The sequence below is a fragment of the Nostoc sp. genome (genome assembly GCF_036916975.1).
Classification (GTDB): Bacteria; Cyanobacteriota; Cyanobacteriia; order Cyanobacteriales; family Nostocaceae; genus Nostoc.
The window spans coordinates 48,395-62,319 of sequence record NZ_JBALFF010000046.1; the positions used below are offsets into that span (position 1 = coordinate 48,395).

18 protein-coding genes are annotated in these 13,925 nt (G+C 40.8%); 12 read left to right on the forward strand and 6 right to left on the reverse strand.

All coding sequences use genetic code 11. The features are described 5' to 3' along the window. Nucleotides 1–57: 57 nt before the first annotated feature. The 8 genes from nifN (at nt 58) to V7K73_RS10555 (ending at nt 4,866) form a co-directional block, all read left to right on the forward strand. A complete protein-coding gene (nifN, locus tag V7K73_RS10520; RefSeq protein WP_334879642.1) occupies nt 58–1,395 on the forward strand; it encodes a nitrogenase iron-molybdenum cofactor biosynthesis protein NifN in 1,338 nt (445 codons plus the stop codon). Between the two features lie 171 nt (nt 1,396–1,566). Beyond that, entirely contained in the window at nt 1,567–1,980 is a 414-nt protein-coding gene (nifX, locus tag V7K73_RS10525; RefSeq protein WP_334879644.1) for a nitrogen fixation protein NifX, read from the forward strand. Next, the gene (locus V7K73_RS10530) at nt 1,977–2,453 is read left to right on the forward strand and encodes a NifX-associated nitrogen fixation protein (protein ID WP_334879646.1); all 477 of its coding nucleotides are present in this window, start codon (nt 1,977–1,979) and stop codon (nt 2,451–2,453) included. The genes nifX and V7K73_RS10530 overlap by 4 nt, the downstream gene beginning before the upstream one ends. A gap of 84 nt (nt 2,454–2,537) precedes the next feature. Next, nucleotides 2,538–2,738, forward strand: a complete 201-nt coding sequence (locus tag V7K73_RS10535) for a CCE_0567 family metalloprotein (protein ID WP_334879648.1) — start codon at nt 2,538–2,540, stop codon at nt 2,736–2,738. After that, a complete protein-coding gene (gene nifW / locus V7K73_RS10540; protein ID WP_334879649.1) occupies nt 2,735–3,052 on the forward strand; it encodes a nitrogenase-stabilizing/protective protein NifW in 318 nt (105 codons plus the stop codon). The genes V7K73_RS10535 and nifW overlap by 4 nt, the downstream gene beginning before the upstream one ends. A 10-nt stretch (nt 3,053–3,062) precedes the next feature. Next, nucleotides 3,063–3,866 carry a HesA/MoeB/ThiF family protein gene (locus V7K73_RS10545; RefSeq protein WP_334879651.1) on the forward strand — a complete coding sequence of 268 codons (804 nt, stop codon included), beginning with the start codon at nt 3,063–3,065 and terminating at the stop codon, nt 3,864–3,866. Between the two features lie 121 nt (nt 3,867–3,987). Then, on the forward strand, nt 3,988–4,362 hold the full coding sequence (locus V7K73_RS10550) for a HesB/IscA family protein (protein ID WP_334879653.1): 375 nt from the start codon (nt 3,988–3,990) through the stop codon (nt 4,360–4,362). 204 nt (nt 4,363–4,566) lie between these two features. Continuing rightward, on the forward strand, nt 4,567–4,866 hold the full coding sequence (locus V7K73_RS10555) for a 2Fe-2S iron-sulfur cluster-binding protein (RefSeq protein WP_069069799.1): 300 nt from the start codon (nt 4,567–4,569) through the stop codon (nt 4,864–4,866). A 718-nt stretch (nt 4,867–5,584) separates the two neighbouring features. On the opposite strand, the gene V7K73_RS10560 is transcribed toward V7K73_RS10555, so the two are convergent. Further along, the gene (locus V7K73_RS10560) at nt 5,585–5,794 is read right to left on the reverse strand and encodes a TOBE domain-containing protein (RefSeq protein ID WP_334879655.1); all 210 of its coding nucleotides are present in this window, start codon (nt 5,792–5,794) and stop codon (nt 5,585–5,587) included. A 760-nt stretch (nt 5,795–6,554) separates the two neighbouring features. Between V7K73_RS10560 and V7K73_RS10565 the strand changes: the two genes are divergently transcribed. Genes V7K73_RS10565 through V7K73_RS10575 form a run of 3 tightly spaced genes read left to right on the forward strand, consistent with a single transcriptional unit; the run spans nt 6,555 to nt 8,685 of the window. Further along, nucleotides 6,555–7,019 (forward strand): ankyrin repeat domain-containing protein, encoded by a 465-nt coding sequence (locus tag V7K73_RS10565; protein ID WP_334879657.1) that lies wholly within the window; start codon nt 6,555–6,557, stop codon nt 7,017–7,019. Next, nucleotides 7,006–8,292: a nitroreductase family protein gene (locus V7K73_RS10570; protein ID WP_334879659.1), complete on the forward strand. Its 1,287-nt coding sequence runs from the start codon at nt 7,006–7,008 to the stop codon at nt 8,290–8,292. The genes V7K73_RS10565 and V7K73_RS10570 overlap by 14 nt, the downstream gene beginning before the upstream one ends. An 18-nt stretch (nt 8,293–8,310) precedes the next feature. Beyond that, nucleotides 8,311–8,685: a hypothetical protein gene (locus tag V7K73_RS10575; protein WP_334879661.1), complete on the forward strand. Its 375-nt coding sequence runs from the start codon at nt 8,311–8,313 to the stop codon at nt 8,683–8,685. Between the two features lie 150 nt (nt 8,686–8,835). Here the strand turns inward: V7K73_RS10575 and V7K73_RS10580 are convergent, their stop codons facing one another. The 3 genes from V7K73_RS10580 to V7K73_RS10590 all read right to left on the reverse strand — a co-directional run bounded on the left by V7K73_RS10580 (nt 8,836) and on the right by V7K73_RS10590 (nt 10,026). Further along, nucleotides 8,836–9,306, reverse strand: a complete 471-nt coding sequence (locus tag V7K73_RS10580; protein ID WP_334879663.1) for a hydrogenase maturation protease — start codon at nt 9,304–9,306, stop codon at nt 8,836–8,838. Between the two features lie 18 nt (nt 9,307–9,324). Further along, nucleotides 9,325–9,459, reverse strand: a complete 135-nt coding sequence (locus tag V7K73_RS10585; RefSeq protein ID WP_334879665.1) for a hypothetical protein — start codon at nt 9,457–9,459, stop codon at nt 9,325–9,327. Nucleotides 9,460–9,603: 144 nt separating this feature from the next. Next, entirely contained in the window at nt 9,604–10,026 is a 423-nt protein-coding gene (locus tag V7K73_RS10590) for a hypothetical protein (protein ID WP_334879667.1), read from the reverse strand. 314 nt (nt 10,027–10,340) lie between these two features. Between V7K73_RS10590 and V7K73_RS10595 the strand changes: the two genes are divergently transcribed. Further along, nucleotides 10,341–10,919 (forward strand): Uma2 family endonuclease, encoded by a 579-nt coding sequence (locus tag V7K73_RS10595; RefSeq protein ID WP_334879669.1) that lies wholly within the window; start codon nt 10,341–10,343, stop codon nt 10,917–10,919. A 66-nt stretch (nt 10,920–10,985) separates the two neighbouring features. On the opposite strand, the gene V7K73_RS10600 is transcribed toward V7K73_RS10595, so the two are convergent. After that, a complete protein-coding gene (locus V7K73_RS10600) occupies nt 10,986–12,581 on the reverse strand; it encodes a nickel-dependent hydrogenase large subunit (RefSeq protein ID WP_334879671.1) in 1,596 nt (531 codons plus the stop codon). Between the two features lie 127 nt (nt 12,582–12,708). Continuing rightward, nucleotides 12,709–13,671 carry a hydrogenase small subunit gene (locus V7K73_RS10605; RefSeq protein WP_334879673.1) on the reverse strand — a complete coding sequence of 321 codons (963 nt, stop codon included), beginning with the start codon at nt 13,669–13,671 and terminating at the stop codon, nt 12,709–12,711. Nucleotides 13,672–13,925 lie beyond the last annotated feature (254 nt).

Genomic DNA, 13,925 nt, shown 5'->3' on the forward strand with positions numbered 1-13,925 from the left:
AACCGCAGAGGCGCAGAGAACGCAGAGTAAAGAGCTTCCAAATGAGGAGGTAGTTTAATGGCGATCGTTACCGTTTCTAACAAAGCACTGACGGTTAATCCCCTCAAGCAAAGTCAAGCTTTGGGTGCAACCTTAGCCTTTTTGGGATTGAAAGGGACGATGCCCTTATTCCACGGTTCTCAAGGTTGTACTGCTTTCGCCAAAGTTGTCCTAGTGCGGCATTTCCGGGAAGCGATTCCCCTTGCTACGACGGCAATGACGGAAGTTACCACTATTTTGGGTGGTGAAGAGAATGTGGAGCAAGCAATTCTGACTCTGGTGGAAAAGGCTAACCCAGAAATTATTGGTTTATGTAGTACTGGGTTAACGGAAACTAGAGGCGATGACATTGAAGGTTTTCTTAAGGAAATCCGCGATCGCCATCCTGAATTAAATGATTTAGCGATCGTTTTTGCCCCTACCCCAGATTTTAAAGGTGCGCTGCAAGATGGCTTTGCTGTTGCTGTCGAAAGCATAGTTAAAGAAATTCCTCGCGCGGGTGGAATCAGAACTGAACAAGTCACGATTTTGGCGGGTTCTGCCTTCACACCTGGGGATGTACAGGAAATCAAAGAGATAGTCACATCCTTTGGACTAGTGCCGATCTTTGTACCTGACCTTGGCGCTTCTCTAGATGGTCATTTAGAGGATGCTTATAGTGCAGTTACAGTCAGTGGGACTACCTTAAAACAGCTACGAGAAGTAGGTAGTTCTGCTTTTACCCTGGCATTGGGTGAAAGTATGCGGGGGGCTGCCAAGATTCTGGAAGAACGCTTTGGTACACCTTACGAAGTGTTTGGCGAACTGACTGGATTAGAACCGGTAGATGAATTTATCCAAGCATTAGCGATTCTGAGCGGTAACAGTGTACCCGAAAAATACCGCCGCCAACGTCGTCAGTTGCAAGATGCGATGTTGGACACTCACTTCTACTTCGGCGCAAAACGAGTTTCCTTAGCGCTAGAGCCTGATTTGTTGTGGTCAACGGTGCATTTCTTGCAATCGATGGGAGCGCAGATTCATGCTGTGGTGACAACCACGCGATCGCACCTTTTGGAAAAACTCCCGGTAAAAAGCATCACCATCGGCGATTTAGAAGACTTTGAGAGCTTATGCGCTGGCTCTGATTTGCTGATTGGTAACTCGAATGTCGGTGCGATCGCTAAACGACTCTCAATTCCTCTTTATCGTCTCGGATTGCCCATTTATGACCGTTTAGGTAATGGTCAATTTACCAAAGTTGGCTACCGAGGCACGATGGAGCTTTTATTTGGCATTGGAAATCTGTTTTTAGAGGCAGAAGAAGCGAGAGTTAAACAGTTCCAAGAGTTCGGAATTGTCAGCGCTGAGTTTTGAATTCACACTTGAAATTCAAACCAGTTCAGTTAAGAGTCGATCCTCCCTAACCCTCCTTAAAAACAAGAGAATTTAGCCCCCCGATAAATTGGGGGGTTGGGGGGATCTTCGGAGTATTACTAACTGAACCGTATTGCTTCAAAATTCAGAACTTTAGAGAGGAGAATTACAATGAAAATTGCCTTCACGACGAGTGACCGAGTTCATATTAACGCCCACTTCGGATGGGCAAAGATGATTGATGTTTACGAAATTTCCGATGAGGGATATCACTTCGTAGAAACCCTCAATTTTGAAGGCGAACTCAAAGAAGATGGGAATGAAGATAAAATCAACCCAAAACTTGAGGCGATCGGCGACTGTACGATTGTTTATGTAACAGCAATTGGTGGTAGCGCCGCCGCTCGGTTAATTAAGAAAGGTGTCACCCCAGTGAAGGCGCGATCGGAAGAAGAAGAAATTAGTGAAGTGCTAAACAAGCTAGTCAAAACCCTCAAAGGTAATCCTCCACCTTGGTTGCGTAAAGCTTTACAGCCAAAAGTTACAAACTTTGCTGATGAAATTGAAGACGAAGCAACAGTATGACCGCAAATAATAGTGTTAACGGAACCGCGACAACTGAAGTCTTGAACTCACCTTTTTTGAAGGTATTAATCAAACAAATCCGTGGTCAAGACAGTTATGGAGTTTATCGTACTTGGTCGGATGAGTTGATTCTCAAACCCTTTATTGTCACCAAACAAAAGAAACGGGAAATCTCCGTTGAGGGCGAAGTTGATCCGGTAACTCAAGCCCGAATTATGGCATTTTTTCGAGCTGTAGCGGCTGGGATTGAACAAGAAACAGGTTTAATATCCCAGGTTGTAGTTGATTTGAGTCATGAAGGATTTGGCTGGGCATTAGTTTTTTCTGGTCGTCTTTTGCTAGCTGTGAAAACCTTGCGAGATGCTCATCGCTTTGGTTTTGACTCGCTGGATAAATTAGCAGAAGAGGGAGAAAACTACGTCCAAAAAGGTCTTGATTTGGCGAAACGCTTTCCTGAAGTTGGCAAAATTTAATTAGTCATTAGTCATTGGTCATTGGTCATTGGTAAAAGACAAATGGCTAATGACAAAGGACAAAAGACCAAGGACAAATGACAAATGACAATTGAGGAACTACAAGGACAAATCAGACGGCTCAACAGCAAAGCAGGTCAAATGAAAATGGATCTGCATGATTTAGCTGAAGGTTTACCAACAGATTACACACAACTTATGGATGTTGCAGCTGCAACTTATGAAATCTATCGCCAGTTAGATGAACTTAAGCAACATCTGAAACAATTGGAGAAGGCTAAATGACTGGAACTATTGATGAATTCAAGAAGCTCGTAGATGCAGAAGAATTTTTTCAATTCTTTAACATGTCCTACGACTTAGAAGTTGTGAATGTAAATCGTCTACATATTCTGAAAAAATTCTCTCAATTTATTCAGGAAATTGATGATAATTCTCCTGACTTGAGTCAAGAAGAGAGACTAAATCAATATTCTTTGGCTTTGCAAAAAGCTTATCAGGTATTTATCGAATCAACACCACACGAACAAAAGCTGTTCAAAGTGTTTAACGACAAGCCGAAAAATGTAGTCACACTGACAGAAATCACTTCTGATTAGGAGGTATAAATTGGTTAACCTAACGCCTACCGAATTAGAACGCTATCGTCGCCAAATGATGCTTCCGAATTTTGGCGAAACAGCACAGAAACGCTTGAAGTCAGCGACGGTTCTGGTGACAGGTGTGGGGGGATTAGGCGGTACGGCGGCGCTTTACTTAGCAGTAGCCGGCGTTGGGCGGCTAATTCTAGTCCGCGGTGGTGACTTGCGGCTAGATGATATGAATCGTCAGGTTCTTATGACTGATGATTGGGTAGGTAAGCCAAGGGTATTCAAAGCTAAAGAAACTCTGGATGCGATTAATCCTGATGTCCAAGTGGAAGCTGTTCATGATTACATCACCCCGGAAAATGTAGACTCGTTAGTGCAATCCGCCGATATGGCTCTTGATTGCGCCCACAATTTTACAGAGCGCAATTTGTTAAATGAAGCCTGTGTGCGATCGCGTAAGCCAATGGTGGAAGCCGCAATGAATGGGATGGAGGCTTATCTAACGACGATTATTCCTGGTGTGACTCCTTGTTTGTCTTGTCTGTTTCCAGAAAAGCCTGATTGGGATCAGCGCGGCTTTTCAGTTATCGGCGCTGTCTCTGGGACACTAGCTTGTCTAACGGCGTTGGAAGCTATCAAGCTGATCACCGGGTTTAGTCAGCCTCTATTGTCGCAATTGCTGACAATCGACTTGAATCGGATGGAATTTGCTAAACGCCGTTCTCACCGCGATCGCTCTTGTCCAGTATGCGGCAATAGTGCGCCTTGGAGACACGCGCCATCCAATTCGATGGAACCTACGGGTATTGCACAAAATAGTTAATTTTCGTCATTAGTCATTGGTCATTGGTCATTAGTGAATAACAAAGGACAACTGACAAATTCGACTTTGGACAACCCCACCTGAAATCAGAACAACTAATCGCTACAAATCAGGAGACTTCATGGCCGTTATTTTATCAGAAAAAGCAGAATTTCATCTGCGGGCATTCCTCAAAGGTTCCGCACCCGATGCTGATGGCGCAACAACTAAAGGTGTCCGCATCTCGGTAAAAGATGGTGGTTGTAGTGGCTATGAATATGCGATCGATATCACCAGTAAGCCCCAACCAGATGATTTGGTAAGCCAACAAGGCAAAGTGCTAGTTTACGTTGATGCCAAAAGTGCGCCCTTATTAGACGGAGTTATCGTTGACTTTGTTGAAGGAGTGATGGAAAGCGGTTTTAAATTCATCAACCCTAATGCAACTGATACTTGCGGTTGTGGAAAATCCTTCAAAACAGACGACGGTACGCCTACTGGTGTACCTTGCAGCTAACATCATTCCGTTAGTTTTAGAAGCACTCCGCAGAGTCTCAATGCTCTTGAGGTAGCTTCTAGTTTGTGTTGCATCCCTTACCCCTATAGAGAAGCTGATTAAACTTACCATCTCTGTAAGAAGAAGGGAAGCAAAAAGTAGGATAGGTTGCTCAAAAAATTCGGAAATTAGACCAACTGTATAACGTTTGAGGAGAATCGGAAAATGGCTTCCTACCAAGTTAGATTAATCAACAAAAAAGAAGACATCGACACCACAATTGAAGTTGACGAAGAGACTACCATCTTGGAAGCAGCAGAAGAAAATGGTATTGAGTTGCCCTTTTCTTGTCACGCAGGTTCTTGCTCTAGCTGTGTTGGCAAGGTTGTCGAAGGTGAAGTTAATCAAGATGATCAAAACTTTTTAGATGACGATCAGGTTTCTAAAGGATACGCTCTACTTTGTGTAACTTATCCTCGTTCTAATTGCACAATTAAGACTCATCAAGAAGCGTATCTCGTCTAAAGGATTACTTAGGTTGCTATCTTTGGCGACCAAATAAAAGATGAAGGATGAAGGATGAAAATATACTTCCTTCTTCCTTTCACAATTCCTAATTTATAATTCAAATGTTTTCCCCCTTTCGTGTGACTGCCTATTCATTATAATTATTAAGAACGGGAGAGCGAGGAATCGTTATTTTCTCTACAATTCCAGATGAAACAATATTAAATATAAAACCTCACCCTGTCTCCAGCTTCCCTCTCCGATACTTTGGAGAGGGATTGAGGGTGAGGTTTTTTCTTATGTTTAATTACGTCTACCTACTTATTAATAGGGGTAACACCAGGAACTACTATCACTTTAGAACAAAAGTTTCCCTAATAAATTATTAAAATAGTAAATACATCTTTAACACTAGATATAGCAAGTACTCACGTTATGTCCGCGTCATTGATAATTGAATTTTTATTTAACAGCTATACAATTTATTCTTGACCAAATAACTATTAAATTAATTCTTAACTCAGACGGTACAAACCAACTACGAATTACGAATTACGTACAGCCTTTTGGGCATGAAAACCGCGCAGCGTGCCGGAGGCTCTATTACGAATTACAAATTACATTGACCTCACTCCTTTCCGAATTAATTCCAGGAGTGAGGTCACTTAATTTATAGAGATGAATGCAATTTGGTCTTAAAGATACCGCTTGGAAGAAGAGTTAACTTGCCTATTTTTTAATCAACAGCAACTATCACATCTGATGATTTAATTACGGCATAAGCCTGCTTACCTTCTACAAGTCCCAGCTTTTCTGCTGATGATTTTGTGATTATTGACACTAACTCTACTCCTGGTGCAACTTCTATAGTTACCTCACTATTAACTGTACCAGCCACAACCTTTTTTATAGTCCCTTTGAGAGAATTCCGAGCGCTAATTTCCATTTTTTGTCTATGTTTTATTTATTTCTACTTAAATAAACTAGCAAATTTTCCTTGAAAAAGGAAAATATTTCAGATTTCTTAATAAGTGTCAGGGAGATAAGTAAGTGGGTCAAATTAAATATAAAACCTCACCCTCAATCCGGCTTCCCTCTCCGAACTCACGGAGAGGGATTGAGGGTGAGGTTTGATCTTGTATTTAATTATGCCTACCTACTTAAAGGAAATCTCATTGCAATACCTCTATTTTATTAAACACAAAATTTAATGGAAACGTGACATCAAATTTTAACAAGACAATGAACTTAAGGAACTTGTTAAAGATAGACAAACTTCCGCCAAAATACACTAGTGATATTTACACAAAAATTCTATCTGCCATTAGTCTAGATTGTGAAATAACATTGTAATAAATGCTGCATTTTAATTGGATTTAAATATTTTTTTAGATATATCTAAGGATCTTTAGAAATGGTTTATAATTCAAACTTATCATAGTGATAATATATAACTAAGCTAAATTGTTGCTAGTCAACTTAGTACTTGACTAGCCCAGAATTGCTAGCTGAGGGCAGAAAATCGGGAGTGGGGAAAGATTTTTTACCAAAGTTTTGAATATCTAGCAAAGTTGCTTTGGTAAACTATTAGACTTCAGCCAGCTGTATAGCATTTTAAAATAATGGTGGGTAATACCCGCCATTAAGTTTTTCAAGCAAATTTATGTTTGAAAATTACTTAGTTTTGTAACACTTAAAGAACAATTATGAGTCAAGTAAATAGCCAGGATTTGAGTGAAGGAACAACGCAATGGTTAATAGCGAAAGGCTATAATCCTGGGGATTTAAATCAGCCAGGTGAAAATGGCGATACAGCTTTGATGAAAGCTACAAGAGAGGGAGTGTATCCAGTCGTTAAAGAACTGATTGATGCAGGTGCGGATATCAATGCTAGAAATAGCGATTGCAACAATGCTTTGTGGTTTGCTTGTTTTGGGAATCACTACGATTTAATTAATTTATTGCTGGCTTTCAAGATTAACATTGACAACCAAAATGATAACGGTGCAACTGTTTTAATGTATGCAGCTTCATCTGGAAAAACGGAAGTAGTCAAGTTACTTTTAGAGCATCATCCTAACTTATATTTGAAAAACTTAGACGATTATAAAGCAAGAGATTTTGCTAGCAACGTAGAAGTTTTAAGGATACTCAAAAATGTCACAAAGTAATATATCAGGAAAAGCTTATCATGACGCTACCAAGCATTCTTACTTATCGGTACAAGTCGATCCAAATTATGTAGATGCTTCAACACAGCCATCTTCATTTAAAGTTTATCCAAAGTTTTATCGGAGAGTGAAATTAAATCTCAATAATCCTGTTCATTATTTTATCTACTTAACCAGTGCGATAACACTAGAAAAAGTATATAAAGATGGCCTTTATAAATTACGGATTAATCCATCAGCAGGCGCTTTGTATCCTACGGAAGTTTACGTACAGGTTCGCGGCATTGAGGGAATGATAGATGGTATATATCATCTAGAAGTTGAGAATAATTGTCTAACTCTCATCTATGAATTAATTGATGATGGGTTAGAGAATTATATTATACCGGGAAAAAGTATCAACGGATTCATCTTTTTAATTAGTTGTGTTTATTATAGGTCTAGCTGGAAATATCAAAATAGAAGCATGAGATATTGCTTCTTAGATAGCGGACACCATTTAGGTGCAGTTGCAGCTTCAGCTTTTCTCCACAACCGAGATATACAACTAGTTTTTGACTTTGATAAAGTTGCGCTCAATTCAGATTTGGGTTTTGAGAATAAGGAGTTTATTACTGGTTGTGCGGTGTCAGGAGAACTACAAGACAAGGAAATTAGACGTTTAAGGCTGAAAGTTCCTTTTGTCTGTGGTACTGATTATTTTGAATCCAATCAATTTATTGAAGATGCCTATCAAGCAACTGCTGTACAAAAGAGTCGTCAGCAGAAATTAGAGTATCCTGAATTTGATTTTGATCAGGATAAATTTTATCAAGTTGTTTGGGCTAGACGTTCTATTAGACGTTTCCGGAAAGAGTCTATTTCTCAAGAAGATTATTTATATATAGTGCAACAACTTCAGCAGTCAATACCGACAGAAAACTATGAGGAGATAGAAATTTACTCAGTGGTGCATCGAGTAGAGGGAATAACACCTGGGTTATATAAAGGTACGTATCTGGTTAAAACAGGTAATTTTAGTGAAAAGACGGGTTACTTATGTATTAATCAGGCTATTGCTAGAGATAGCGCTGTAACTTTATTTTTTGTGTCAGATTATTTAAACTATCAAACTGCTATGCAAATAGCTGGTTTTATTGGACAGAGACTTTATTTAACTAGTAATTATTTGGGAATTCAGTGTAGTGGAATTGGTGCTTATTATGATAACGAAACCCAAGAATTCTTAGAAACAAATAAAGATGTACTTTATGGAATGGTAATTGGAATATAAGCAGGAAAATAAATAGAGATGCCTAGAAAGATGTATTACTTCAATGGCGATGACTCACATCCTATACAACCAACATCGGCAGATATTATACTGCGGCAGCAACTAGAATATTCTATTAGTAGATATTTTTATGATGCTTGCGATCGCACTATTCAAAATCTTCTATCTAATTGTCGGTGGTATGTCACAACCGATGCTAATGCTCTAACATTGGTAATTGAATGTCCCGATCAAGTTACTAATTGGCGTATTTTACAAAAAATCGTACCAATGGGGACATTATTATATGGAATTGTCAGCAGTGCGAAAATCCGTGTTTGTCCGCCAGAGAGTCAAGTCGTACCTTTTGAAATGAGGGTAGATGAACTTTCTGTTTATCGAGATTGGGCATGATAGAAGAGTTAGGAGTTAGGAGTTAGGAGTTAGGAGTTAGGAGTGTTAGGAGTTAGGAGTTAGGAGTTAGGAGTTAGGAGTTAGGAGTTAGGAGTGTTAGGAGTTAGGAGTGTTAGGAGTTTGGAGTTAGGAGTTAGGAGTTTGGAATTTCTACTCATTGTTTTGGCTGATAAGTGCAGCTAGTTCTTCAAAAACTACATTAGCAGAATGTTTGATAGCACGACTTAACTCCAGTCCAAAACCAAGATTTGCCGCTTCAATTAAATAAACTGTTACCTGATCAGGAAAGTCATTTTGAAAGATTTTTCGTCCGGCGGCTAAAGCATTATCCCAACGAAAATCGTGCAAGTTATAACTAGGTTCTGGCAAAGCTTCCAGTTCTTTTCCTGGAACTTTAAACACAGCACCCGGTTCAGAACCTGTTGAACTTGCATCAATAATTATTAATTCTTTACTACCTCTAGCTTGAAACATTACTTCCATCCCTGCGGTGCCACAGTCATATACTCGTACTTTAGGGTGAGGATGTTCGGCTAGATATTTTTGTAAGCGTTGGGCAATGATTACGCCCACTGCGTCATCACTGCGATTGAGATTTCCACAACCGATAATAGTGAGCATGGGATGAGATTTAATTGTTTAAGCACTTGCAAATTCAGTTAAAGCGCGTAGTTTACCGCCGTAGGCATCGCTTGGAGGATGAAAAGCTAGCACAATATCACGTTGCACTGTATCTATAAATGCACTGAAACATACTTTAAAGCTTAAGGTCATAGTAAAGGTATAAGATTAAGAACAACTCATCATCAAGCTTCTGCTAATTGTGATTATTTCGAGTTATTGCCATAATCTGCAAAATACGAGGCTCTGACTGATGGGACAGACAAAGCCTCTGAAAAATAGTTTATCAGTAAGAAACTAGAACTCTACACCATGTTTCTTGGCAATTTCAGTCAGTTTGTCATACTGATGTTGTGATGCTTTAGTTAATAACTCTTCAGCCTGTTCTCTAGTACTTCCTTCTTTAGGAATTAAATACTTGATATAAAGAGATACAAAGTCGGCTGCGATCGCTAAACCAGATAAAGCATGTTTGTCAGCTTCCTTACCAGCGATCGCAGCTACCAAACCTGCTCTAATTGGGTCTGGTTTAACTTTCATGAACTGCTCGACAAGTTTAGGAACGTAGTCTTCTGGTGGCAAATTATCTAACTTACTTCTATCAGGAGTAAAGTTACATTCTGCGGCTTTTGCCTGTTCTACAACACACCATTCGATGAATTCTTGCAATGCGGCATCGGGAACGCGAGGAAGATAATTATGTAGCGCTAAATCAGACACAAGCTTACCGTGTAAATTTCTGTTTTGTTGAAGTGCATCAACGCAAGCCTAACGCACTGTTTCTATAAGTTTTAGTGTGTTACGCTACGACTTTTGAATATAAGGCATTAGGAATATGGCATTGGGAATAGGGAAGAAAATCTCTGCTTCCCTGCTTGCTCCCTAATCTCTACTCCCTAATCTCTAATCCGTCTAAAATTTTTAGTTGATTGCGAAATTTTTACCAGATTAAAAGAGTTGGTGGCGCGATCGCCAAGGGGATATTGCGATAATAGATTAAAATTATGATGTTTTTACCAGAAGGTAAGGTGATTATGGCAATCACATTAGATAAAGCTGCATCTGGGAATATGACTCTTGAGGAGTTCTTTAATTATGACGATGGTACAGATGCTCTCTATGAGTTTGAAGATGGAGAATTGCTTCTGATGACGGCTGAGAGTGAGATAAATCGACGAATTGCCATGTTTATCCTTGTCTGCTTTGTCCAACTGGGTATTCCTGCTTATCGGCTGTCGATGAAAACGGAAATTATGACTACTGGCTCACGGGTACGCGTTCCTGATTTAGTGGTGTTTTCTGAAGAGTTGGCGACGGCGATGGAGGGGGCTAAACGATCTACGGTGATGCCAGAGATGCCGCCGCCTTTATTGGTGGTTGAAGTGGTGAGTCCAAATCAGAGCAGTCGTGATTATCGCTACAAGCGATCTGAGTATGCAGCGCGGGGTATTGCTGAGTATTGGATTGTTGATCCGATAGAACAGCGAGTGACAGTTCTGGAATGGGTAGAGGGTTTTTATGAGGAGAAGGTATATCTAGGAGATAATGCGATCGCTTCACTGGTATTTGCCGATCTAAAGTTGAGTGCTGTTCAAGTTTTGCAGTGCCATTAAGGACGACTAAATCAGTCTTGAACAGCTACAAAAAATGGTGATAGAAAGCTGGAAGAATTTTGAGAATTAAGCTGTCCGAAAACGCGCTAACTCTTCGCCCGTCTTAGCATCATGGGCGTGGACTGTACACACCAAACATGAATCAAACGATCGCGCCACATGACCAACTTCCACCGGATCGCTAGAATCGTAAATGGGTGTGCCAATTAAAGCTTCCTCAATCGGCCCGCGAATACCTTCACCATCACGAGGGCCAATATTCCAAGTACCAGGGGCAATCACTTGGTAATTCTTAATCTTACCGCCCTCCACTTCTACCCAGTGAGACAAGGAACCCCGCGCTGCTTCCGTTGCACCCCATCCCTTGCCATCTTTTTCTGTAGGTTTAATATACCAGGGGTCGTTTAATTTAAATTCGCGCAAACAATGTTCAGCTTGCCGATATAACTTGACAAGTTCATGAACTCGTGCTAGCTGACGCACATGAATACTAGCACCACCCATTCGTTTGAAGACATCAAGGATAAAGCCGTCGTAGTGTTGCCAAGATTCGCCATGTTTACCACCAGCTACTAATTGCCGCGCTAAGGGGCCAGTTTCCAAGCGTCCGAAGTCTTTGTGAAGGACTGCACTCGACCAAGAGTAGGCGTTATCGAAGTCTTTGGTATTGATTGCAGTGGGTTTACTAGTGCGATCGCTTGGATGAATATCTGCCGTTCCCTCATCGTACCAAGAGTGAGTTGTATTCTCGCGGGTAAAGGACTGATCCATTAAAACGTGAGTGTCTGCGAAGCTATCATACACTCCACTTTTCATAATCATCGCCGCATTCCGTCCTTCAATAGTCGGCTTTTGGTATTTATCTTCATGGGCTAAATATCCCCAAGTGACATATTTTCCAACACCAACGCCATATCTATCTAGACCGATATCTAAACCCATGCGCCAATAAAAACCTAAGTCGGAATCTCGATGATTTCGGTCTTCATCCAACCAATTTCTAAAGTCATCATAAGTTTGGATTTGTTCATAGCGTTCTAAAGAACAACCCAACCATATCGGTTCTAACCAATTAGTGCGGAAATATTCGAGAATCGCCCAAGCGCGGGTAATGTCTGTAAGCGTTGGGGCGCACATCACACCACCAGGCACCATATAACTGCTGTGGGGCCATTGTCCGCCCAATAGTGCATAAATTTCTACAGGTTTAGCAGAAATTGTGATGCCTAGTTCGTAAGATTTGCCTGTGAAAGCAGCAAAACGTCTAACTGCTTCTTCATAAAAGCGACTATGGCGGTATTTTTTATTGGTTAAATCAATGGCAAAGAGTCCATAAAAATAGCGGGGGATGCTTTGAATTGTCTCGACAATTTGACCGAGATTTCTGGCTAAAATTGCGTTGCGAGGAACTTCTGTTTCCCAAGCTGTATCTAATGCCCAAGATGCACAAGTTAGGTGAGAACCGCCGCAAATGCCACAAATGCGAGGCGTGACAATTAATCCGGCTTGGGGGTCTTTACCGCGTAAGATAACTTCAAATCCGCGAAATAATTCGGCGTGTGTCCAGGCGTTGACTACCCGCCCATTCTCAATATCGACTCGCACATCTAAATCGCCTTCAACTCTACCAACGGGCGATATATCTAATGATTGAATTCCCATTATCTTCTCCTTTAATTGTTGAGGGGAGTGGGGAGATGAGGGAGATGAGGGAGATGAGGAAGCAGGGGGAGAAAGAATAACAAACCTATTCCCTATTCCCTATTCCTTATTCCCTATTCCCTATTTCCTAAACTGTAAAAAAGTCTTCTTCAGCCCAAGGTGGTGCTGCATCTTTTGCAACCATTGTGAGTAAGGCGTAGTCTTTTTTGTTCACCCCTGGCGGTAATTCTTTGGGAACTCCCATTACTGTTTGAGTTTTGAATACGGTTCCTGGTTTCAGGTCAAAGAAGGGAAATTCTGGTTCTGTGCAACCTAAACAAGGCATTCCGGCGCGAGTTTTGGAGGAGACGCGATTCCATAAGATGCGGTTGCAGGAGGAATGAGTCATGGGACCGCGACAACCCAAGTCGTAAAATAGGCAGCCTTTACGCTGGCCAAATTCGGCGGTTGAGGCTTTGTAGGCAAAGTGGACGTTGCGCGTACAACCTGTTTGGGTATAAGTGTTGAAGAAGGTTTGGGGACGATTTAGTTCGTCAAAAGCAATATCTGCTATACGTCCAGTAGCGATCGCTACTAATATCTGCGTAATCCAGTCGGGATGTGCAGGACATCCAGGTATATTAATTACAGGTAATCCCGCTTGTGATACAAAGTCTTTCCCTAAAAAGCCGCCTTCTTGACGTTTGAGAAATTGCAAACCTTCCGACTCGCTGGGGTTGGGTGACATGGCAGGAATTCCTCCCCATGTGGCACAGTCTCCCACGGCGACGATAAATTTAGCAACTTTGGCCAGGTCTCTTAACCAATCTTTCATGGCGCGATCGGCAAACCGATTCCATTCACCTGTGCCGTTGGGGGCGTTAACAACACTGCCTTCAAATACCAAGATATCTAGAGGAATTTTGCCAGAAATGCAATCTTGCAGCAGTGTTTGTAAGTTGTTGCCTAGTTCCACTCCCAAAGAAGGATGCCAAAGTAAATTGATGCCAAAGTCGGCAATTAAATCGCAGACTGTCGGTTCTTCAGCGTTGAGAAATGACATGGTGTTACCTGAACAAGCACCACCCTGTAGCCATAGTACGTTAGTCATCGGCTATGTATTTTTGTATTGTTTCCCATGCTTGATGTAGGTGATAATGCTTGTAAAGTCTCACCTGGTTATCAATATTTATTTTTTAATCTTAAGATATTTTTGTATTTAATTCACTTCCATTAAAAAAGAATTAATCATTAACAATAAAAGCTTTTTAAGATTATTTTAAAGGTTTATCTCTTTTAAATATGTTACAGATATAACAGACATAAAAAATACTAAAAATAAAAATGAGTATCTTAATCCGTTAG